This window comes from Parasphingomonas puruogangriensis (assembly GCF_036663635.1).
Classification (GTDB): Bacteria; Pseudomonadota; Alphaproteobacteria; order Sphingomonadales; family Sphingomonadaceae; genus Sphingomonas.
This window is the reverse complement of sequence record NZ_JAXOJI010000001.1, coordinates 855,729-875,766: the sequence shown is the minus strand read 5'-3', so window position 1 is coordinate 875,766 and position 20,038 is coordinate 855,729. Positions and strand designations below refer to the sequence as shown.

Annotated in this window: 21 protein-coding genes; all 21 read left to right on the top strand. The window is 64.0% G+C overall.

The window, feature by feature from the left end; all coding sequences use genetic code 11:
- Positions 1 to 11: 11 nt before the first annotated feature.
- The 21 genes from U1739_RS04360 to U1739_RS04260 all read left to right on the top strand — a co-directional run bounded on the left by U1739_RS04360 (position 12) and on the right by U1739_RS04260 (position 20,036).
- Positions 12 to 824, top strand: coding sequence for an inositol monophosphatase family protein (locus tag U1739_RS04360; protein ID WP_332704349.1), 813 nt, complete (start codon positions 12 to 14; stop codon positions 822 to 824).
- A 258-nt stretch (positions 825 to 1,082) separates the two neighbouring features.
- The gene (locus U1739_RS04355; protein WP_332704347.1) at positions 1,083 to 1,457 is read left to right on the top strand and encodes an NADH-quinone oxidoreductase subunit A; all 375 of its coding nucleotides are present in this window, start codon (positions 1,083 to 1,085) and stop codon (positions 1,455 to 1,457) included.
- Complete coding sequence (locus U1739_RS04350; protein ID WP_332704345.1) at positions 1,448 to 1,996, top strand: NuoB/complex I 20 kDa subunit family protein; 549 nt, start codon at positions 1,448 to 1,450, stop codon at positions 1,994 to 1,996. The genes U1739_RS04355 and U1739_RS04350 overlap by 10 nt, the downstream gene beginning before the upstream one ends.
- Positions 1,993 to 2,841: an NADH-quinone oxidoreductase subunit C gene (locus tag U1739_RS04345; protein WP_332704343.1), complete on the top strand. Its 849-nt coding sequence runs from the start codon at positions 1,993 to 1,995 to the stop codon at positions 2,839 to 2,841. The genes U1739_RS04350 and U1739_RS04345 overlap by 4 nt, the downstream gene beginning before the upstream one ends.
- A 29-nt stretch (positions 2,842 to 2,870) precedes the next feature.
- Positions 2,871 to 4,073 (top strand): NADH-quinone oxidoreductase subunit D, encoded by a 1,203-nt coding sequence (locus tag U1739_RS04340; RefSeq protein ID WP_332704871.1) that lies wholly within the window; start codon positions 2,871 to 2,873, stop codon positions 4,071 to 4,073.
- 23 nt (positions 4,074 to 4,096) lie between these two features.
- Entirely contained in the window at positions 4,097 to 4,402 is a 306-nt protein-coding gene (locus tag U1739_RS04335; protein WP_332704869.1) for a nuclear transport factor 2 family protein, read from the top strand.
- The gene (locus tag U1739_RS04330; protein ID WP_332704340.1) at positions 4,402 to 5,070 is read left to right on the top strand and encodes a complex I 24 kDa subunit family protein; all 669 of its coding nucleotides are present in this window, start codon (positions 4,402 to 4,404) and stop codon (positions 5,068 to 5,070) included. The genes U1739_RS04335 and U1739_RS04330 overlap by 1 nt, the downstream gene beginning before the upstream one ends.
- Positions 5,067 to 5,231: a hypothetical protein gene (locus U1739_RS04325; RefSeq protein WP_332704338.1), complete on the top strand. Its 165-nt coding sequence runs from the start codon at positions 5,067 to 5,069 to the stop codon at positions 5,229 to 5,231. The genes U1739_RS04330 and U1739_RS04325 overlap by 4 nt, the downstream gene beginning before the upstream one ends.
- Positions 5,232 to 6,536, top strand: coding sequence for an NADH-quinone oxidoreductase subunit NuoF (gene nuoF, locus U1739_RS04320; protein ID WP_332704336.1), 1,305 nt, complete (start codon positions 5,232 to 5,234; stop codon positions 6,534 to 6,536). It begins immediately after the preceding gene.
- Positions 6,533 to 6,763, top strand: a complete 231-nt coding sequence (locus tag U1739_RS04315; RefSeq protein WP_332704334.1) for a hypothetical protein — start codon at positions 6,533 to 6,535, stop codon at positions 6,761 to 6,763. The genes nuoF and U1739_RS04315 overlap by 4 nt, the downstream gene beginning before the upstream one ends.
- A gap of 1 nt (position 6,764) precedes the next feature.
- Complete coding sequence (nuoG, locus tag U1739_RS04310; protein WP_332704332.1) at positions 6,765 to 8,768, top strand: NADH-quinone oxidoreductase subunit NuoG; 2,004 nt, start codon at positions 6,765 to 6,767, stop codon at positions 8,766 to 8,768.
- On the top strand, positions 8,765 to 9,943 hold the full coding sequence (gene nuoH, locus U1739_RS04305) for an NADH-quinone oxidoreductase subunit NuoH (RefSeq protein WP_332704330.1): 1,179 nt from the start codon (positions 8,765 to 8,767) through the stop codon (positions 9,941 to 9,943). Before nuoG ends, nuoH begins: the two co-directional genes overlap by 4 nt.
- A complete protein-coding gene (gene nuoI / locus U1739_RS04300) occupies positions 9,940 to 10,425 on the top strand; it encodes an NADH-quinone oxidoreductase subunit NuoI (protein WP_332704328.1) in 486 nt (161 codons plus the stop codon). Before nuoH ends, nuoI begins: the two co-directional genes overlap by 4 nt.
- A 147-nt stretch (positions 10,426 to 10,572) precedes the next feature.
- Entirely contained in the window at positions 10,573 to 11,184 is a 612-nt protein-coding gene (locus U1739_RS04295; protein WP_332704326.1) for an NADH-quinone oxidoreductase subunit J, read from the top strand.
- A complete protein-coding gene (gene nuoK, locus U1739_RS04290) occupies positions 11,181 to 11,486 on the top strand; it encodes an NADH-quinone oxidoreductase subunit NuoK (protein ID WP_332704324.1) in 306 nt (101 codons plus the stop codon). The genes U1739_RS04295 and nuoK overlap by 4 nt, the downstream gene beginning before the upstream one ends.
- Before the next feature lie 4 nt (positions 11,487 to 11,490).
- Positions 11,491 to 13,587 carry an NADH-quinone oxidoreductase subunit L gene (gene nuoL / locus U1739_RS04285; protein WP_332704322.1) on the top strand — a complete coding sequence of 699 codons (2,097 nt, stop codon included), beginning with the start codon at positions 11,491 to 11,493 and terminating at the stop codon, positions 13,585 to 13,587.
- A 109-nt stretch (positions 13,588 to 13,696) separates the two neighbouring features.
- Entirely contained in the window at positions 13,697 to 15,223 is a 1,527-nt protein-coding gene (locus tag U1739_RS04280; RefSeq protein ID WP_332704320.1) for an NADH-quinone oxidoreductase subunit M, read from the top strand.
- Complete coding sequence (gene nuoN / locus U1739_RS04275; RefSeq protein WP_332704318.1) at positions 15,220 to 16,668, top strand: NADH-quinone oxidoreductase subunit NuoN; 1,449 nt, start codon at positions 15,220 to 15,222, stop codon at positions 16,666 to 16,668. The genes U1739_RS04280 and nuoN overlap by 4 nt, the downstream gene beginning before the upstream one ends.
- A gap of 47 nt (positions 16,669 to 16,715) precedes the next feature.
- Positions 16,716 to 17,486: a biotin--[acetyl-CoA-carboxylase] ligase gene (locus U1739_RS04270; RefSeq protein WP_443025502.1), complete on the top strand. Its 771-nt coding sequence runs from the start codon at positions 16,716 to 16,718 to the stop codon at positions 17,484 to 17,486.
- 9 nt (positions 17,487 to 17,495) lie between these two features.
- Positions 17,496 to 18,278 carry a type III pantothenate kinase gene (locus U1739_RS04265; protein WP_332704314.1) on the top strand — a complete coding sequence of 261 codons (783 nt, stop codon included), beginning with the start codon at positions 17,496 to 17,498 and terminating at the stop codon, positions 18,276 to 18,278.
- A 117-nt stretch (positions 18,279 to 18,395) separates the two neighbouring features.
- On the top strand, positions 18,396 to 20,036 hold the full coding sequence (locus U1739_RS04260; protein ID WP_332704312.1) for a ribonuclease J: 1,641 nt from the start codon (positions 18,396 to 18,398) through the stop codon (positions 20,034 to 20,036).
- The last annotated feature ends 2 nt before the right edge of the window (positions 20,037 to 20,038 follow it).

Sequence of the window (20,038 nt, the reverse complement as noted above, 5' to 3'; positions counted from 1 at the left end):
GGAGTTTTATTATGGTTTCCCATTCCGGTTTGATGACGGTCATGGACCGCGCGGCGCGCAAGGCGGGGCCACGGCTGCGTCGTGATTTCAACGAGGTGCAGCAACTGCAGGTCAGCCGCAAGGGGCCGGCCGACTTCGTGTCGATCGCCGATCAGCGCGCCGAGCAGACCCTGTTCGAGGAACTCTCGCACGGGCGCCCCGATTGGGGCTTCCTGATGGAGGAGCGCGGCGAAGTGGCCGGCGATCCCAATAAGCCCCGTTTCATCGTCGATCCGCTGGATGGCACGTCGAACTTTCTGCACGGCATCCCGCATTTCGCCATCTCGATCGCGGTCGAGGAGACCTTGGCCAATGGCAAGCGCGAGGTAACTGCGGCGTTGGTCTATCAGCCGCTGACCGACGAGAGCTTCTGGGCCGAAAAGGGCAAGGGCGCCTGGGTCCAGTCCGAGCGGCTGCGCGTGTCGGCGCGGCGCGATATGGCGGATGCGCTGATCGCCACCGGCATCCCGTTTCTGGGACATGGCAATTTCGGGCAGTGGAGCCGCATTTTCGGGGCGATCGCGCCGGAAGTGGCGGGTATTCGCCGCTTTGGCGCGGCGTCGCTCGATCTGGCTTGGGTCGCGGCTGGCCGGTTCGACGGTTTTTGGGAATCGGATCTCAAAGCGTGGGACGTGGCGGCGGGCATTTTGCTGATCAAGGAAGCCGGCGGCTTCGTCACGGATTACCGTGGCGGCGATCAGATGATCGCGCGCAAGGAAGTGCTGGCGGCGAACGACGTGCTGCAATCGAAAATGCATAAGCTAGTGGCGAACGCGTTGCGTTGATGTCCCTCCTCCCCGGCACGGGGAGGTGTCACGCGTAGCGTGACGGAGGGGGCGGGCCGGCAACGGTGCGCTACGAGCAGGCGCTTCGCAACGACAGAGTGCGTTGCCGGCGCACCCCCTCCGTCAGCCTTTCAGGCTGCCACCTCCCCGTACCGGGGAGGAGACGACTTGCGAGTCATTCTCACACCCCCCAAGCCTTGCCCGCTTCCGGCCATGCGCCTAAAGCGCGGGCTTCCACTTCGCACATGCGAGATAACCTTGGTCGACCTGTCGCAATACCTCCCGATTCTGCTGTTCCTGGGCGTCGCCCTGGTGCTGTCGAGCGCGTTCGTGTTCCTGCCGATGATCGCGTCGCGCTTCACTGGCAGCCACAAGCCGACCGCAGAGAAGCTCACCGAATATGAATGCGGCTTCCCGGCGTTCGAGGACAGCCGGAGCCAGTTCGACGTGCGCTTCTATCTCGTCGCCATCCTGTTCATCATCTTCGATCTGGAGGCGGCGTTCCTCTATCCCTGGGCGGTCAGCGTGTTCACGCTCGGCTGGACGGCGTGGTTCTCGATGATGATCTTCATCGCCGAATTGGCGCTCGGCCTTGTCTATGCCTGGAAGAAGGGAGCGCTCGAATGGGAGTAGAACTCACGCATCCGTCAGCGCCTGTCGCTGCCGGTACGCTGCCCGACGTCGCTTTCCTTAACGACATCAATGGCGAGCTGAACGACAAGGGCTTCCTGGTCACGTCGACCGAGGAGCTGTTCCAGTGGGCTCGCACCGGTTCGCTGTGGTGGATGACTTTCGGGCTCGCCTGCTGCGCGGTCGAGATGATTCACGTGAACATGCCGCGCTACGATCTCGAGCGCTTCGGCGCCGCGCCGCGCGCGAGCCCGCGCCAATCGGATGTGATGATCGTCGCGGGCACGCTGTGCAACAAGATGGCCCCGGCGTTGCGCAAGGTTTATGACCAGATGTCGGAGCCGAAATACGTCATCTCGATGGGCTCGTGCGCCAATGGCGGCGGCTATTATCATTACAGCTACAGCGTGGTGCGCGGGTGCGATCGGGTTGTGCCGGTCGATATCTATGTGCCGGGTTGCCCGCCGACCGCGGAGGCATTGCTGTATGGCATCATGCAGCTGCAGCGGAAGATCCGCCGCGTCGGGACGATCGAACGGTGAGGGCGCCCGCACCAGCTTATGCCGCCAATGATGGCGTGATCGATGCGGCGACGGCGGCGTTGGGCGGCAGCTTGCTGGCGTCGCGCGATGCCGTCGGCGAAGTGGCGTTGACGGTCGATCGGAGCAGCCTGGTCCAGACGATGATCGCGCTGCGCGATACGCCGGGGCTGGAATATCAACAATTGATGGAAATTGCCGGCGTCGATTATCCCGATCGTGGCGGCGAGCGCTTCGAAGTGGTCTATTGCCTGCTGTCGTTGACGCGCAACCATCGCCTTCGCGTGCATGTCCGGGCCGACGAGGAAAACCCGGTGCCATCGGTGACGGGCATCTGGCCGGTGGCGGGCTGGCTCGAGCGCGAAGTGTACGACATGTATGGCGTGCTGTTCTCGGGCAATGCGGATCTGCGTCGCATCCTGACCGATTACGGTTTCCGCGGCCATCCGCAGCGCAAGGATTTCCCGCTCTCGGGATTCGTCGAGCTGCGCTACTCGGAAGAAGCCAAGCGTGTGGTGTACGAGCCGGTCAAGCTGGCGCAGGATTTCCGCACGTTCGATTTCCAGTCGCCATGGGAAGGCGCCGAATATACGCTGCCGGGTGACGAGAAGGCGGCCTTGCCCGAAGCCAAGGGTGCGCCGACGCCCTTAAAGGCGGACGACATCGTCAAGGCCGATGCGGCGCAGAGCGCGACCGCGCCGGCGCGCGCACCAAGCGAGCCGTATGGCAAGACCGCCGAGAGCCGGGCGGAGACCGGCGCTGGCGACAAGGATGCGGGCAATTTGGCCAAGGACAAGCCGGCCGATGCGGACGTCGTGCCGACCGCCGGCAAGGGACAGAACCAGTGAGCGATCATCTCGAAGCCGTCGAGCGCCGCATGGATGCCGCCGACCCCACCGTGGGCGACGTCGAGATCCAGAACTACACGATCAATTTCGGTCCCCAGCATCCGGCCGCGCACGGCGTGTTGCGACTGGTGATGGAGCTGGACGGCGAGATTGTCGAGCGGGTCGACCCCCATGTCGGGCTGCTGCACCGCGGCACCGAGAAGCTGATCGAGTACAAGACGTACCTGCAGGCGTTGCCCTATTTCGATCGGCTCGATTACTGCTCGCCGATGTGCATGGAGCATACCTATGTGCTGGCGGTCGAGAAGCTGCTTGATCTGGAAGTGCCGATCCGTGCGCAATATTTGCGGGTGTTCTTCGCCGAACTGACGCGGATCATGAACCATCTGCTCAACCTTGGATCGCATGTGATGGATGTCGGTGCGATGACACCGAACCTGTGGCTGTTCGAGCTGCGCGAAGACACGATGGGCTTCTATGAGCGGGCCAGCGGCGCGCGCATGCATGCGGCGTACTTCCGGCCCGGCGGCGTGCACCAGGACGTGCCGTTGAAGCTGCTGACCGATATCGGCGACTGGCTGGACACGCGCCTGCCGCGGCTGTTCGACGATGCCATTTCGCTTGTCGCCGACAATCGCATCTTCAAGCAGCGCAACGTCGATATCGGCGTGGTCAGCCGTGACGACGCGATCAAATGGGGCTTTTCGGGGCCGATGATCCGTGGTTCGGGCATCGCCTGGGATCTGCGCAAGTCGCAGCCCTACGATGCCTATGCCAAGATGGACTTCGACGTGCCGGTCGGCACGCGCGGCGATTGCTATGACCGGTTCATGGTGCGCGTCGAGGAAGTGAAGCAGTCGGCGCGGATCATGAAGCAATGTTTGAGCGAGATGCCCGAGGGGCCGATTTCGTCGCTCGATCGCAAGGTCGTGCCGCCCAAGCGCGGCGAGATGAAGCGATCGATGGAAGCGCTGATCCATCACTTCAAGCTGTACACCGAGGGCTTCCATGTGCCGGCGGGCGACGTCTATGTTGCCACCGAAAGCCCCAAGGGCGAGTTCGGCGTGTATCTCGTCGCCGACGGCTCGAACAAGCCGTATCGCTGCAAGATCCGCCCTACCGCGTTCAGCCATCTCCAGGCGATGGACTTCATGGCCAAGGGGCACATGCTCGCCGACACGACCGCCATTCTCGGCGCGATGGATATCGTGTTCGGGGAGTGCGACCGGTGAGCAAGATCGACACCGCGGAGCGCATGATCGCGCTGTACAACGCGCAGGACGCCGACGGCTATGTCGCGCTGATGACCGATGCGGCGTGTGAGGCGACCTATCGCGGCGCTGTCGTGCGTGAAGGCAAGGAAGGCGTTCGCGCCGGCCTGAAGACGATGTTCGCGCAGTTTCCCGAGAACCGCGCCGAAATCTTGAGCGCGAAACTGCTCGGCGACACGGTGTTGCTGCACGAAAACGTGTCGCGCGGGCCCGGCGGCGAGCAGTTTGAAGACATGTCCATTTACTCGTTCGTCGGCGATAAGGTCGATCGCGTGGAGTTCATCCGCTAATGACTGAAGCAGCCCAAATCCCCGACGAAGCCGAGACCCGCGCGCGCTGGGGCGCGTTTGCCTGGACCGAGGACAATCAGAAGAAAGCGAACGAGATTCTCGGTCGCTATCCCAAGGGGCGTGAGCAATCCGCCTCGCTGCCGCTGCTCGATCTGGCGCAGCGGCAGGTCGGCGCCGAGACGCAGACGCAAGGGTGGTTGCCGGTGCCGGTGATCGAGTTCGTCGCGCGCGTGATTGGCCAGCCGTACATGCGCGTGTACGAAGTCGCGACCTTCTACACGATGTTCAACATGGCGCCGGTCGGCCGCTATCACGTCCAGGTATGCGGCACGACGCCGTGCATGCTGGGCGGCAGCGACGACGTGATGGCGGCGTGCAAGAATCACGGGCTGATCAAGGGCAAGACCACGCCCGATGGCCTGTTCACGCTAACCGAGGTCGAGTGCCTGGGCACTTGCGCCAACGCGCCGATGGTGCAGATCAACGACGATAATTTCGAGGATCTCGATTACGATCGTACCACCGCGATCCTCGAGGCGCTGGCCGCCGGGCAGATGCCGACGCCTGGATCGACGATCGGGCGCAAGTCAAGCGAGCCGGCCGGTGGGCCGGTGGCATTGAAGGCGATGGTCGACGAGAACCACGATTATCGGGGCGAGTGGGCATGAGCAAAAATACGCTCGTGACCCTGCTTGCGATCATTGGCGGGATCGTCGTGCTCGGCTGGGTGCTAAAAATTAGCTTCAAATTGCTGGGCCTCGCCATCGGCGTGGCGATCGTCGTTGCCGTGCTGGCCGGTGGCCGGAAGCTTCTGGGAGGCGGCAAGTAAATGCTCGCTGATAAAGATCGTATTTTCACCAACGTTTACGGGTTCCAACCGTGGAACCTGCAGGCCGCGATGGCGCGTGGCGATTGGGACAAGACCAAGGACCTGATGGTGCTCGGGCAGGACGGCATCATCGACAAGGTGAAGGCATCGGGTCTGCGCGGGCGTGGCGGGGCGGGCTTCCCGACCGGTATGAAGTGGAGCTTCATGCCCAAGGAACCCAAGGCTGACCGGCCGAACTTCCTGGTCATCAATGCCGATGAATCCGAACCCGGTTCATGCAAGGATCGCGAGATCATCCGCCACGATCCGCACAAGCTGATCGAGGGCGCGCTGATTGCGGGCTTCGCGATGCGCGCGCGCGCCGCGTATATCTACATTCGCGGCGAATATATCCGCGAGGCCGAGACGTTGTTCGCGGCGGTGGCCGAGGCGTATGACGCCGGGCTGATCGGCAAGAACGCTTGCGGCTCGGGCTATGATTTCGACGTGTTCGTGCACCGCGGTGCGGGCGCGTATATCTGCGGCGAAGAGACCGCGATGCTCGAGAGCCTCGAGGGCAAGAAGGGCCAGCCGCGGCTGAAGCCGCCGTTCCCGGCGGGTGCTGGCCTCTATGGCTGCCCGACGACGGTCAACAATGTCGAATCGATTGCGGTGGTGCCGACGATCCTACGCCGCTCGCCGGAATGGTTTGCGAGCTTCGGCCGCGAGAAGAACGAAGGCACCAAGCTGTTCCAGATCAGCGGCCATGTGAACAAGCCGTGCGTCGTCGAAGAGGCGATGAGCATCTCGTTCCGCGAACTGATCGAAGTGCATTGCGGCGGCATTCGCGGCGGCTGGGACAATCTGCTCGCGGTGATCCCCGGCGGCTCCTCGGTGCCATTGGTGCCGGCCAAGGAGATCATGGACGCGCCGATGGATTTCGACGGTCTGAAAGCGCTCGGCTCGGGCCTCGGCACCGCGGCGGTGATCGTGATGGACAAGTCGACCGACATCGTCCGCGCGATCTCGCGTCTCAGCTATTTCTACAAGCATGAGAGCTGCGGCCAGTGCACGCCGTGCCGCGAAGGCACCGGCTGGATGTGGCGCGTGATGGAGCGGATGCGCACCGGCGACGCCGACATTTCCGAGATCGACACGCTGTATCAGGTGACCAAGCAGGTCGAAGGGCACACGATCTGTGCGCTCGGCGATGCCGCGGCCTGGCCGATTCAAGGCCTGATCAAGCATTTCCGCCCCGAGATGGAGCGGCGCATCACCGAGAAGAACGGCGGTGGGCTAAGCCCGATGATGGAGGCTGCGGAGTGACGATCGAACAGGGCGACCTGATCCTCGAAATCCTGAAAAAGATGCAGAGCGATTTCGCTGAGATGAAGCATGAGCTGGCTGTTCAGTCGATGCGCATTTCGGCGCTCGAGGACCATTTCCGTGGTACGTTGACCACGCTTTACAGCATTCAAGCCGATGTAGCGCACCTCAAGGTCCGGGTTGACCGGATCGAGGAGCGTATCGGGCTGCGCGATACGGAACACTGAAATGCCAAAACTCAAAGTAGACGGTGTCGAGGTCGACGTGCCCGCCGGCGCCACGGTGCTGCAGGCGTGCGAGATCGCCGGCAAGGAAATCCCGCGTTTCTGCTATCACGAGCGGCTCAGCATCGCCGGCAATTGCCGCATGTGCCTGGTCGAAGTGAAGCCTGGCCCGCCCAAGCCGCAGGCGTCGTGCGCGCTGCCGGCGGCGGACAATCAGGAAGTGTTCACCAATTCGCCGATGGTGAAGAATGCACGCGAAGGCGTGATGGAATTCCTGCTGATCAACCATCCGCTGGATTGCCCGATCTGCGATCAGGGTGGCGAATGCGATCTGCAGGACCAGTCGGTGGCCTATGGCCGTGGCCAGTCGCGCTATGACGAGAACAAGCGCGCGGTTACCGAGAAATATATGGGGCCGATCGTCAAGACGGTGATGACGCGGTGCATCCAGTGCACGCGCTGCATCCGTTTTGCCGAGGAAGTCGCCGGCGTCGAGGAGATCGGCGCGATCGGGCGTGGCGAGGATATGCAGATCACCTCGTATCTCGAAGGCGCGGTGACCAGCGAGCTTTCCGGCAACGTGGTCGATCTGTGCCCGGTGGGCGCACTGACCTCGAAGCCGTATTCGTTCGAGGCGCGGCCTTGGGAGCTCAAGAAGACGCTGTCGATCGACGTGATGGATGCGGTAGGCACTAACATCCGGCTCGACAGCCGCGGTCGTCAGGTGCTGCGCGCGCTCCCCGTGATCAACGAGGACGTCAACGAGGAGTGGGCCAGCGACAAGACGCGGCATGCGGTCGACGGCCTGGTGCGTGGGCGGCTCGATGCGCCGTATGTGCGGGTGAACGGCAAGCTGCAGAAGGCGAGCTGGGACGATGCGTTCCGCGCCATCGCCGCGGTCGATGCCGGGGACAGCGTCGCTGCCGTGCATGGCGATCTGGTCGATTGCGAGACGCTGTTTGCCGCCAAGATGCTGCTTTCGTCGATGGGCTCGACGCTGATCGAGGGCCGGCAGACGGGGATGGATTACGACGCCACCTCGCTGGCGGCGGTCAACTTCAACACCACGATCGCCGGGACCGAAGAGGCCGATGTGATCCTGCTGGTCGGCACCAATCTGCGCTGGGAAGCGCCGTTGGTGAATACGCGCGTTCGCAAGGCGATCAAGAAGGGCGCGAAAGTGTTCGCGATCGGGCCGGAGACGGATCTGACGTACCGCGTCGAATGGCTCGGCGACGATCTGGCGCTACTCGGCGATCTGCCGCAGGCGGCGCGCGAGGCTTTCAACGGCGCGGCCAAGCCGATGGTGATCGTCGGTGGCGCGGCGCTGAAGGGCGGGCAGGGCGCGACTTTGGCGCTGGCCGGGTCGCTCAATCTGGTGCGCGACGGCTGGAATGGCTTCAATGTGGTGCACATGGCGGCATCGCGCATGGGCGGGCTGATGCTCGGCTGGGCGCAGCCGGGCGGGATCGCCGCTCTCGCCGCGGCCAAGCCGAAGCTGGCTTTCTTCCTTGGCGCGGACGAACTCGATTACGGCGCGTTCGCCGATAGCTTCAAGGTCTATATCGGGCATCATGGCGATGCCGGCGCGCGGCATGCCGACGTGATCCTGCCGGGCGCCAGCTATGCCGAGAAATCTGGCACCTGGGTCAATCTCGAAGGGCGCGTGCAGCGCGGCGAGCGTGCCGTGTTCCCGCCGGGCGATGCACGCGAGGACTGGACGATCCTGCGCGCCTTGTCCGCCGTGCTGGGCCAGACGCTGCCGTTCGACACGATCGACGAGCTGCGCGCGGCGATGGGCGCGGCCGTGCCGGAACTCGGTAGCCTGGGGCTCAAGACATTCGCGTGGAACCCGCCGGCGCTCGATGCGACCGGCTCGGGCACGATCACCGGCTATCCGATCAAGGATTTCTACCTGACCAACGCGATCTGCCGGGCGAGCCCGACGATGCAGCGTTGCTCGGCCGAACTGGTCCATGGCCAGGAATTTGCAGAGGCCGCGGAATGACCGCTTTCTTCACTTCCCACGGCATGGATTACGGCTGGGCGTGGTTCCTTTCCACGATCATCGGCATCCTGGTCATCGCGCTGCCGCTGATGCTGGCCGTCGCCATGATCATTTATGCCGACCGCAAGATCTGGGCGGCGATGGCGCTGCGTCGCGGGCCCAACGTGGTCGGGCCGTTTGGGCTATTGCAGAGCTTCGCCGATGGCCTGAAGGTGTTCCTGCAGGAAACCATCGTGCCGACGGCGGCGAATAAGGGCCTGTTTCTCCTCGCTCCAATCATCACATTCACGGTCGCGCTGATCGTGTGGGCGGTCGTGCCGTTCGACGTTGGCGTGGTGCTGGCTGACATTAATGTCGGGTTGCTCTACGTGCTCGCGGCCTCGTCGCTGGGGGTGTACGGCATCATCCTGGCGGGCTGGTCGTCCAACTCTAAATACCCGTTTTTCTCGGCGATCCGCGCCGCGGCGCAGATGGTCAGCTATGAGGTCGCGATCGGCTTCATCCTGATCTCGGTGGTGCTGTGGAGCGGCAGCTTCAACCTGTCGGACATCGTCAATGCGCAGCGCGCGATCTATCCGTGGCTGCCGGTCAACGGGTTCATCTTCAATCCTTTGCTGTTCCCGATGGCGATCATGTTTTTCATCTCGTCGCTGGCCGAAACGCAGCGTGCGCCGTTCGATCTGACCGAGGCGGAGAGCGAACTCGTCGCTGGGTACCAGACCGAATATTCGTCGATGTCGTTCGCACTGTTCTGGCTGGGCGAATATGCCAACGTCATCCTGATGTGCGCGCTGAACGCGATCCTGTTCTGGGGCGGGTATCTGCCGCCGTTCGATTGGGCGCCGCTGTACTGGGTGCCGGGGATCATCTGGCTGTTCGCCAAGATGCTGTTCTTCTTCTTCCTGTTCAGCTGGGTGAAGGCGACCGTGCCGCGTTATCGCTACGATCAGTTGATGCGGCTGGGCTGGAAGGTATTCCTGCCGGTCTCGCTGTTCTGGGTGTTCCTGGTGTCAGGCTTCCTGATGCTGACCCGGGTGGGCACCGAGTGCGACGCCTCCGAGCGCGTCTATCTGAAGCAATATGGCACTGCGACCGCTCTGTATCAGGCGCAGCGCCCCGTTTACCCGACCGACGGCGTGTGCCGTGACAAGGTCATTTCGGAGAAGCGCCCGTGAGCGTCGCTCAATATATCAAGGCGTTTACGCTGTGGGAGTTCGTCAAGGCGCATGCTTTGACCTTGAAATACTTCTTCAAGGCGAAGGCGACGATCAACTATCCGTTCGAGAAGAACCCGCTCTCCCCGCGCTTCCGCGGCGAGCATGTGCTGCGCCGCTATCCCAATGGTGAAGAGCGCTGCATCGCATGCAAATTGTGCGAGGCAGTGTGCCCAGCCCAAGCGATCACGATCGAGGCCGAGCCGCGCGACGATGGCAGCCGCCGCACGACGCGCTACGATATCGATATGACCAAGTGCATCTTCTGCGGCCTGTGCCAGGAAGCATGCCCGGTCGATGCGGTGGTCGAAGGGCCGAACCTCGAATATGCGACGGAAACGCGCGAAGAGCTGATCTACGACAAGGCGAAATTGCTCGCCAACGGCGATCGCTGGGAACGCGCCATCGCTGCGAACCTTGCCGCCGATGCACCGTACCGTTAAGCGCGCCGTGAACGCAGGGACCGCGATGAATCATTTCCACACCGTCATCCCAGCGAAGGCTGGGATCTCTTCATTGCAGGGCGCTCCCTTGCGGCTTGAGACCCCAGCTTTCGCTGGGGCGACGGCTAAGGACGGGGCACGCGCGGCATGATCCAGGCCATTGCCTTCTATCTCTTCGCCGCGATGGTGATCGTATCGGGTGCGTTGACCATCACGTCGCGCAACCCGGTGCATGCCGTGCTGTGGCTGATCCTGGCTTTCTTCAATGCCGCTGGGCTGATGGTGCTGGTCGGTGCCGAGTTCATCGCGATGCTGCTGGTGATCGTCTATGTCGGTGCGGTCGCCGTGTTGTTCCTGTTCGTGGTGATGATGCTCAACGTCGATTTCGCCGAGCTGCGCGCGGGGTTTGCGCGCTATGCCGCGATCGGGCTGGCACTGGCCATCGCGCTGGCGGCCGAAGTGATGATCGCGTTCGGCGCGTGGAGCGCGGGCGGGATCGAGTTGGCGCGGCGTGCGGCGCCGATCGATCCGGTCGTGTCCAACATCGCGGCGATCGGGCAGCTCCTTTATACGCGCTATCTGTTCGTGTTCGAGGGCGCGGGCCTCGTGCTGCTGGTAGCGATGATCGGCGCGATCGTGCTGACGCATCGTGAGCGCGGCGGCGTGCGCGGGCAGAATATCTCGCGCCAGGTCGCCAGGCGGCCGCAGGATGCGACGCGCAACACGCAGCCCGTGGTCGGGCAGGGGATCGAATTGTGATTGGGCTGACGCATTACCTGGTCGTTGCGGCGATCCTGTTCGCGCTGGGGGTGGTGGGCATCATCGCCAACCGCAAGAATTTGATCGTCATGCTGATGGCGGTCGAGCTGATCCTGCTCAGCGTGAACCTCAATTTCGTCGCCTTCTCGAGCTATCTGCAGGATCTGGTCGGCCAGATCTTCGCGATGTTCGTGCTGACCGTCGCGGCGGGCGAGGCAGCGATCGGGCTGGCCATTCTGGTAATCTATTTCCGTGGACGCGGGACGATTTCGGTCGACGACGTCAATCGGATGAAGGGGTGATTTGGTGATCCTCCTTATCGTATTCCTGCCGCTGCTCGCGGCCATCGTCGCCGGGTTCGGCAATCGCACGATCGGCAACGGTCCGGCGAAGATCGTCACGACGGCGGCATTGTTCGCCTCGGCGGCGCTTAGCTGGCCGGTTTTCTTCTCCTATATCGGCGGCAGCGCCGAGCCGCAGGTCGTGCAGGTACTGCACTTCGTCCATTCGGGCGCGATGGACGTGTCCTGGGCGCTGCGGGTGGATTCGCTGACCGCGGTGATGCTCGTAGTGATCACCTCGGTGTCGGCGCTCGTCCACCTGTATAGCTGGGGCTATATGGCAGAGGACGACAGCCAGCCGCGCTTCTTCGCCTATCTGTCGCTGTTCACCTTCGCGATGCTCATGCTGGTGACCGCCAACAACCTGGTGCAGATGTTCTTCGGCTGGGAAGGCGTGGGGCTCGCTTCGTACCTGCTGATCGGTTTCTGGTTCCGCAAACCTTCCGCCAATGCCGCGGCGATCAAGGCGTTCGTGGTCAACCGCGTCGGCGATCTCGGCTTCATGCTCGGCATTTTCGGCACGTTCCTGGTGTTCGGTACGGTCTCCATTCCGGAGATCCTCGCTGCAGCGCCGGGCATGGCCGGCTCTACGATCGGCTTCCTCGGCTACCGGCTCGATACGATGACGGTGCTGTGCCTGCTGCTGTTCGTCGGCGCGATGGGCAAGTCGGCGCAGCTCGGGCTGCACACCTGGCTGCCCGACGCGATGGAAGGCCCGACCCCGGTGTCGGCGCTGATCCATGCCGCGACGATGGTCACCGCCGGCGTGTTCATGGTCTGCCGCCTGTCGCCGATGTTCGAGACGTCGCCGGTCGCCCTCGGCGTGGTGACGACGATCGGCGCGGCGACGTGCCTGTTCGCCGCCACCGTCGGCTTGGTGCAGACCGATATCAAGCGCGTGATCGCCTATTCGACCTGCTCGCAGCTCGGCTACATGTTCTTCGCGGCCGGCATCGGCGCCTACGGCGCAGCGATGTTCCACCTGTTCACGCATGCCTTCTTCAAGGCGTTGCTGTTCTTGGGCGCCGGTTCGGTGATCCATGCCATGCATCACGAGCAGGACATGCGATTCTATGGCGGCCTGCGCAAAAGCATTCCGATCACCTTCTGGGCGATGATGATGGGCACGCTGGCGATCACCGGCGTCGGCCTACCGGGCGTGTTCGGCAATCCCCTGGCGATCGGCTTTGCCGGCTTCCATTCGAAGGACGGTATCATCGAGGCGGCCTGGGCCGCGGGCCAGCCGGGCGTGTGGTTCGTCGGCGTGCTCGTCGCGCTGCTGACCAGCTTCTATTCGTGGCGTCTGATGTTCCTGACCTTCTACGGTGCTCCACGCTGGGCGCAGTCGGAGCATATCCAGCACGCCATTCATGACGCGCATGGCCATGGCCATGACGATCACCATGCCGCGGCGCACGATGCGCATCCGGCGGCGGAAGATGCCGGCCACGCGCCGGACGCGCACGCCGCCGATGCGCACGCGCTGCCGGAGGGGACGGGGGGCTATCACCCGCACGAGAGCCCGCTGCCGATGCTGATCCCACTGATCGTGCTGTCGGTTGGCGCGATCGCCGCCGGCTTCGCGTTCCACGGCTTCTTCATCGAGCCCGAGGCGGGCGAGCGCTACTGGAAGGGCGCGATCGCGTTTCGCGAGCATCTCATGCACGAAATGCATGGCGTGCCGACGATCATCAAGCTGTCGGCGACGATCGCCATGCTGCTCGGACTTTGGACCGCGTGGATGGCCTATATCCGCAATCCTGGCTTCCCCAAGACGGTGGCGACGCAGTTCAGCGTGATCTACGATTTCCTGCTGCACAAATGGTATTTCGACGAGCTGTACCACTTGCTGTTTGTCCGTCCTGCCTTCGCCATCGGCCGGTTCTTCTGGCACCGCGGCGATGAGAAGACGATCGACCGGTTCGGGCCCAATGGCTCGGCCTGGCTGGTGCAGCAGGGTACGCGCGTTACCGCGCGGGTCCAGACGGGATACCTTTATAGCTATGCGTTCGTGATGCTGATCGGCCTGACCGCCGCGATTACCTGGGCGATTTCGAAGTGAGCGCTACACCAAATATCGTCATCCCAGCGCAAGCTGGGATCTCATGCGGGTCCTGTCCCGCGCTCACCCTTGAGACCCCAGCTTTCGCTGGGGTGACGGGGGTGGCGCTATGAGCGGCTTTCCGATCCTGTCCGTCATGCTGGCGATCCCGGCGATCGCCGCCGTGGGGTGTCTGTTCGTTGGCGCGACCAACGCGCGCTGGCTGGCCTTCGCCGCGACGCTGATCAATCTGGTGCTCGGCATCGGGCTGTGGGCGCAGTTCGACGTCGGTGGCGCGCAGTGGCAGTTCGTCGAGGATGGCGGGTCGCTCGGTGTGTTCAGCTGGAAGCTCGGCATCGACGGTATCGCGCTGATGCTGATCATGCTCAGCGTATTCCTGATGCCGATCTGCATCGGCGCGAGCCAATCGATCACCAAGCGCGTGCCGGAATATATGGCCGCGTTCCTCGTCACCGAGACGCTGATGATCGGCACGTTCGCGGCGCAGGATCTTTTCCTGTTCTACATCTTCTTCGAGGCCGGCCTGATCCCGATGTATCTGATCATCGGCATCTGGGGCGGCGTGAACCGCATCTACGCCTCGTATAAATTCTTCCTCTATACGCTGCTCGGCTCGGTGCTGATGCTCGTGGCGATGCTGTGGATGGTGCACCACGCCGGCACCAGCGACATTCCGACGCTGATGAACACGGACTTCCCGGTGCAGGCGCAGACCTGGCTGTGGCTGGCCTTCTTCGCCTCGTTCGCGGTGAAGATGCCGATGTGGCCGGTGCATACCTGGCTGCCCGACGCGCACGTCCAGGCGCCGACCGCGGGCTCGGTCATCCTGGCCGGTGTGCTCTTGAAGCTCGGCGGTTACGGCTTCCTGCGTTTCTCGCTGCCGATGTTCCCGGAAGCCTCGGGCGAACTGACCTGGCTGATCCTCGGCCTGTCGGCAGTCGCCGTGATCTACACCTCGCTGGTGGCGCTGGTGCAGTCGGACATGAAGAAGCTGATCGCTTATTCCTCGGTCGCGCATATGGCGATCGTGACGATCGGGCTATTCGCGTTCAACCAGCAGGGCATCGAAGGCGCGATGATGATGATGCTGAGCCACGGCCTGGTATCGGGCGCGTTGTTCCTGTGCGTCGGGGTGATCTACGATCGGCTGCACACGCGCGAGATCGACCGCTACGGCGGGCTGGCGATCAACATGCCGCGTTACGCCTTGTTCTTCCTGCTGTTCACGATGGCCTCGATCGGTCTGCCGGGGACCAGCGGGTTCGTCGCGGAATTCCTCGCATTGATGGGCGTGTATCAGGTCTCCACCTGGGCGGCGCTCCTGTGTACGACGAGCATCATCTTGGGCGCGGCGTATATGCTATACCTCTATCGCCGCGTCGTGTTTGGCGAGCTGACCAAGGACGATGTCCGCGCGATGCCCGATATCTCGCTGCGTGAATTCGCGCTGCTGGCGCCGATCGCGGCGGTGGTGCTGTGGATGGGCGTGTATCCGGAAAGCTTTATGGCGCCGATGCGCGGCGACGTGGCGAGCCTTGTCGCTCGTGTTGCCCGCGCTGCGCCGACGAGCGATTCCAATCCAACTGTAGGCAAGGCACCGGCTCCTGCAGCCGCGCATGCCGGGGGCCACGAATGACCACTTCCGCCAATCTGTTGATGACGCTGCCGGAGATCGTCCTGTCGTTGGGCGCGCTGGCGCTGATGCTGGTTTCCGCCTGGGGCGGCCAGGCGGTAACGCGCGCCGTCTCCTGGGCCAGCGTCGCTGTGTTGATCGGCGCTGGCATCGCGCTGATCGGGCCGGCATCGAGCGGTGGCGAGGCGTTTGGCGGGCTGTACCGCGCGGATGCGTTCGCGGCATTCTGCAAGGTGCTGATCTATGCCACCAGCGCCGTTGCCATCCTGATCGCGCCACGCTTCTTCGCGCGCACCGCAGGCGATGACCTGCGCCCGGAATATCCCGTCCTGATCCTGCTCTCCTGCGTTGGCATGGGCATGATGGCCTCGGCCAGCGATCTGCTGACCCTGTATGTCGGGCTCGAGCTGCAGAGCCTGGCCGCCTATGTGCTGGCGAGCTTCATGCGGCAGGATACGCGCTCGGCCGAAGCGGGGCTCAAATATTTCGTGCTCGGCGCGCTGGCCAGCGGCATCCTGCTGTACGGCATCTCGCTGATCTACGGCTTCAGTGGGTCGACCACGTTCGACCAGATCGCCACCGCCTATACGACCAGCGGCCAGTCGCTCGGGCTGACCTTCGGGCTGGTGTTCGTGTTCGCAGGCATCGCCTTCAAGCTGGCCGCGGTGCCGTTCCATATGTGGACGCCCGACGTGTATGAAGGCGCGCCGACCCCGGTCACCGCGTTCTTCGCCAGCGCGCAGAAGGTGGCGGCGATGGCCATTGCCGTGCGCATCGCGATCGAGGCGATGGGCTCGGCGACCGATCAGTGGCGCCAGATCGTGATCTTCGCGGCGTTGGCGTCGATCATCCTCGGCGCGGTGGCGGCGATCGGGCAGAGCAATATCAAGCGGCTGCTGGCCTATTCGTCGATCAACAATGTCGGCTTCGTGCTCGTCGGTCTGGCGGCGGGGACGGAGGCGGGGATCGCCTCGGTGCTGTTCTACCTCACCGTCTATGTCGTGATGACCTTGGGCAGCTTCATCGTCGTGCTGCAGATGCGCGATGCGAGCGGCGAACCGGTCGAGACGATCTCCAGCCTGTCCGGCCTGTCGCAGACCCGGCCGCTGCTGGCGCTGGCCATGGCGATCTTCATGTTCTCGCTCGCGGGTATTCCGCCACTGCTGGGCTTCAACGCCAAGCTGGCGGTGTTCAACGCGGCGGTCGGCGCGGGCCTGTATCCGCTCGCCGTGGTCGGCTTCCTCGCCTCGGTTATCGGGGCCTATTATTATCTTCGCATCGTGAAGGTGATGTATTTCGACGATCCGGCGCCTGAATATCACAAAGAGCCGAATGTCGTCGAAGGTGGCCTGATCGCGGCGGCGGCGGTGTTCGTCTCGCCGATCGGCTGGGTGATGCTGGCGCCGTTGGGTGTGCTGACGCTGAGCGCGGCTCACTCGCTGTTCTGACACCCGTGATACGCACGGTTGCGGAGACGGGGTCGACCAACGCCGATATGCTCGATCTGGCGCGGAGCGGCGCGGCCGAGGGGCTGTGGCTGCGGGCGGAGCGGCAGGTGAGCGGGCGCGGGCGACAAGGCCGGACGTGGGTCGCGCCGCCGGGGAATTTATCGGCTTCTACCTTGGTGCGGTTGCGGGGGACGGACCCGCAGGCGGCGACGTTGGCGCTGGTCGCGGCGGTGGCGCTGGAGGAGGCGGTAGGCATTTACCTTTGCTCCTTCCCCGGCGAAGGCCGGGGCCCAGTCGGCAAGGTCGATGCAACGACGCGCCTTGCTCAGCCAAATTCTGCCTCGCTACTGGGCCCCGGCCTTCGCCGGGGAAGCGCTGGGGGGGGCGTGGCACTTAAATGGCCTAACGATCTCCTGATCGATGGCGCGAAAGTCTCCGGCATCCTGCTCGAACGCGCCGGCGATGCCGTGGTGATCGGCATCGGGGTCAATCTCGCCGCGCACCCGGACGACCTCGAACGCCCGACCACCAGTCTCGCCGCCCACGGCATCACCCCCGACCCAGCCGAATTCCTCGAAACGCTCGCCGAAGGCTTTGCCCGCTGGCTGGCGCGCTGGCGCGGCGAAGGTCTTGCGCCAGTCCGCACGCGCTGGCTTGAGCGTGCCCACCCGATCGGCACCGCGCTGACCGCGCGGTTGCCCGATGGCGACGCGATCGACGGCCTGTTCCAGGGGCTGGACAGCGACGGCGCGCTCATCCTGCGCTTGGCGGACGGCACCCAGCGTGTCATTCACGCCGCCGACATATTTCTGATCTGAAGGGTCGCCATGCTGCTCGCCATTGATGCCGGCAATACCAATGTCGTATTCGCGCTCGTCGAGGCGGGCGCGATCAAGGCGCGCTGGCGCATCGCCACCGATCCCAGGCGCACCGCGGACGAATATGCCGTGTGGCTGAGCCAGTTGCTGAGCCTGGAAGGCTATGACCGCAAAGCGGTGACCGGCGTGATCATCGCAACGGTGGTGCCGCGCGCGCTGCACAATCTGCAGGTGCTGGCGCGCAAATATTTCGGCGGCGAGCCGCTGATCGCCGGCGAAGCGCCGGTCGAATGGGGCATGGCGCTGGATGTCGACGAGCCGCGTTCGGTCGGCGCGGACCGCGCCGTGACGATGATTGCGGCGCACAAGCTGCACGCCGGCGACCTGATCGTGATCGATTTCGGCACGGCGACAACGTTCGACCTGGTCGATTATTCCGGCGCCTATAAGGGCGGAATTATCGCGCCGGGGATCAACCTGTCGCTCGATGCGCTGGTAACGGCCGCGGCCAAGCTGCCGCGTATCGCGATCGAGGCGCCAGACAATACCAGCGTGATCGGGCGTGATACGGTCAGCCAGATGCATATCGGGATTTATTGGGGCTATGTGGCGATGATCGAGGGGCTGGTCGCGCGCATGAAGGCCGAGGTCGGCCGGCCGGTGAAAGTCATCGCCACGGGGGGGCTGGCTACCCTTTTCGAGAAGCAAACCAGCGTGTTCGACGTGATCGAGGCCGACCTGACCATTCAGGGGCTGGCGATGTTGTACGATCGGGCCCATATAGCGGGTTGAGCTTACGAGTGCGCGCCTTCGTGGCGGCGCCCCTTTCCTCAACAGATCATTCGCGCCTGACGGCGCATCCCTATGTCGCCCGCTGATGGGCGAGCGGCCGTTTCAAGAAAGACCTACGTGACCAACCCAAAGAACGAACTGCTCTATGTAGCCCTTGGTGGCTCCGGCGAGATCGGCATGAACGTCAACCTGTATGGCTGTAATGGCAAATGGGTGATGGTCGATTGCGGCGTTACCTTCGCCGATCCGCAATATCCCGGCATCGACCTGATCCTCCCGGATCTCGCCTTTATCGAGGAGCGCCTCGGCGATCTCGTCGGCATTGTGCTGACGCATGGCCATGAAGATCATATCGGTGCGCTGCCGTACCTCGCCGAAGATCTCGGCGTGCCGTTGTTCGCCACGCCGTTCACGGCCGGGCTGATCCGCGGCAAGCTGGAGGAGGAAGGCAACGCCTCGCGCGTGAAGTTGAAGACGATCCAGGTCGGCGAGGGCTTCGATCTCGGGCCGTTCCACTTCACCTTCGTGCCGATGTCGCACTCGATCCCCGAATCCAGCGCGCTGCTGATCGACACGCCGTACGGCAACATCTTCCACACCGGCGATTGGAAGCTGGATGCCACCCCGGTGATCGGCAGCCCGGCCACCGCCGAGCAGCTGTCGGCGATCGGCGATGCCGGCATCCTGGCCTTGGTGTGCGATTCGACCAACGTGTTCAACATGGAGCCCTCGGGCTCCGAGCGGGACGTGCGCGCCGGGTTGATGGAGCAGGTCGCCAAGGCGCCGGGCCGGGTGATGGTCACGTCGTTCGCGTCCAACGCCTCGCGCCTGCACACGCTGGGTGAAGTGGCGCGCGAAACCGGGCGCCAGCTGTGCGTCGCTGGGCGCTCGCTCGATCGCATCATCAAGGTGGCGCGCGCGACCGGTTATCTCAAGGATTTCCCCGAGCTGATCTCGCCCGAGGCGGCGATGCGCCTGCCGCGCGACAAGGTGCTGGTGATCGCCACGGGCGGGCAGGGCGAGGAGCGCGCCGCGCTCGGCCGTGTTGCCGCCGGGTCGCACCCGATCTCGCTCGATGCCGGTGATACGGTGATCTTCTCGTCAAAGCAGATTCCGGGCAACGAGGTCGCCATTGGGCTGATCCAGAACAAGCTGGCGGCCAAGGGCGTGATGATGGTCAATGATCGTCAGGCGCTGGTCCATGTCTCGGGTCACCCGGGTCGGCCGGAACTGGCGCAGATGTATCGCTGGATGCGCCCCGAGGTGCTGATCCCGGTGCATGGCGAAATGCGCCACCTGATGGAGCAGGCGCGCTTCGCGCTGGCCGAAGGCGTCGAGCGCGCGTTGGTGCAGACCAATGGCGATATCGTGCGCCTCGCGCCGGGCGAGCCGACCAAGATCGGCCATGCCCATCATGGCCGCTTGGTGCTCGATGGCGACGTCATCTTGCCGGGTGATGGCGCGACGATCAACGAGCGCCGCAAGCTCGCGGTCAACGGCCAGATCTCGGTCGCCGTGGCGGTCGACAAGGGCGGGCGCATGCTCGGCCAGCCGCAGGTTCGCTTGCAGGGCATTCCGGTCGAGGAAGATCGCGATCCCTTCGTCGCCGAAGTGGCCGGCGCGTTGGTCCAGGCGACGCGGCAGGGCGGCCGCGACCGTGCCAAGCTGCGCGAGGCGCTGCGCCTCGCCGTGCGCAAGGTGGCGACGCGTTGGACCGGCAAGAAGCCGATCGTCGACGTGCTGTTGATCGAGGCCTGATC

Bases quoted from the DNA above. Each gene is read 5' to 3' on its own strand.
- U1739_RS04360 (WP_332704349.1), top strand. From the start codon at position 12: ATGGTTTCCCATTCCGGTTTGATGACGGTCATGGACCGCGCGGCGCGC.
- U1739_RS04350 (WP_332704345.1), top strand. From the start codon at position 1,448: ATGGGAGTAGAACTCACGCATCCGTCAGCGCCTGTCGCTGCCGGTACG.
- U1739_RS04340 (WP_332704871.1), top strand. From the start codon at position 2,871: ATGGATGCCGCCGACCCCACCGTGGGCGACGTCGAGATCCAGAACTAC.
- U1739_RS04335 (WP_332704869.1), top strand. From the start codon at position 4,097: ATGATCGCGCTGTACAACGCGCAGGACGCCGACGGCTATGTCGCGCTG.
- U1739_RS04330 (WP_332704340.1), top strand. From the start codon at position 4,402: ATGACTGAAGCAGCCCAAATCCCCGACGAAGCCGAGACCCGCGCGCGC.
- U1739_RS04325 (WP_332704338.1), top strand. From the start codon at position 5,067: ATGAGCAAAAATACGCTCGTGACCCTGCTTGCGATCATTGGCGGGATC.
- nuoF (WP_332704336.1), top strand. From the start codon at position 5,232: ATGCTCGCTGATAAAGATCGTATTTTCACCAACGTTTACGGGTTCCAA.
- nuoG (WP_332704332.1), top strand. From the start codon at position 6,765: ATGCCAAAACTCAAAGTAGACGGTGTCGAGGTCGACGTGCCCGCCGGC.
- nuoH (WP_332704330.1), top strand. From the start codon at position 8,765: ATGACCGCTTTCTTCACTTCCCACGGCATGGATTACGGCTGGGCGTGG.
- U1739_RS04295 (WP_332704326.1), top strand. From the start codon at position 10,573: ATGATCCAGGCCATTGCCTTCTATCTCTTCGCCGCGATGGTGATCGTA.
- U1739_RS04280 (WP_332704320.1), top strand. From the start codon at position 13,697: ATGAGCGGCTTTCCGATCCTGTCCGTCATGCTGGCGATCCCGGCGATC.
- nuoN (WP_332704318.1), top strand. From the start codon at position 15,220: ATGACCACTTCCGCCAATCTGTTGATGACGCTGCCGGAGATCGTCCTG.
- U1739_RS04270 (WP_443025502.1), top strand. From the start codon at position 16,716: ATGCTCGATCTGGCGCGGAGCGGCGCGGCCGAGGGGCTGTGGCTGCGG.
- U1739_RS04265 (WP_332704314.1), top strand. From the start codon at position 17,496: ATGCTGCTCGCCATTGATGCCGGCAATACCAATGTCGTATTCGCGCTC.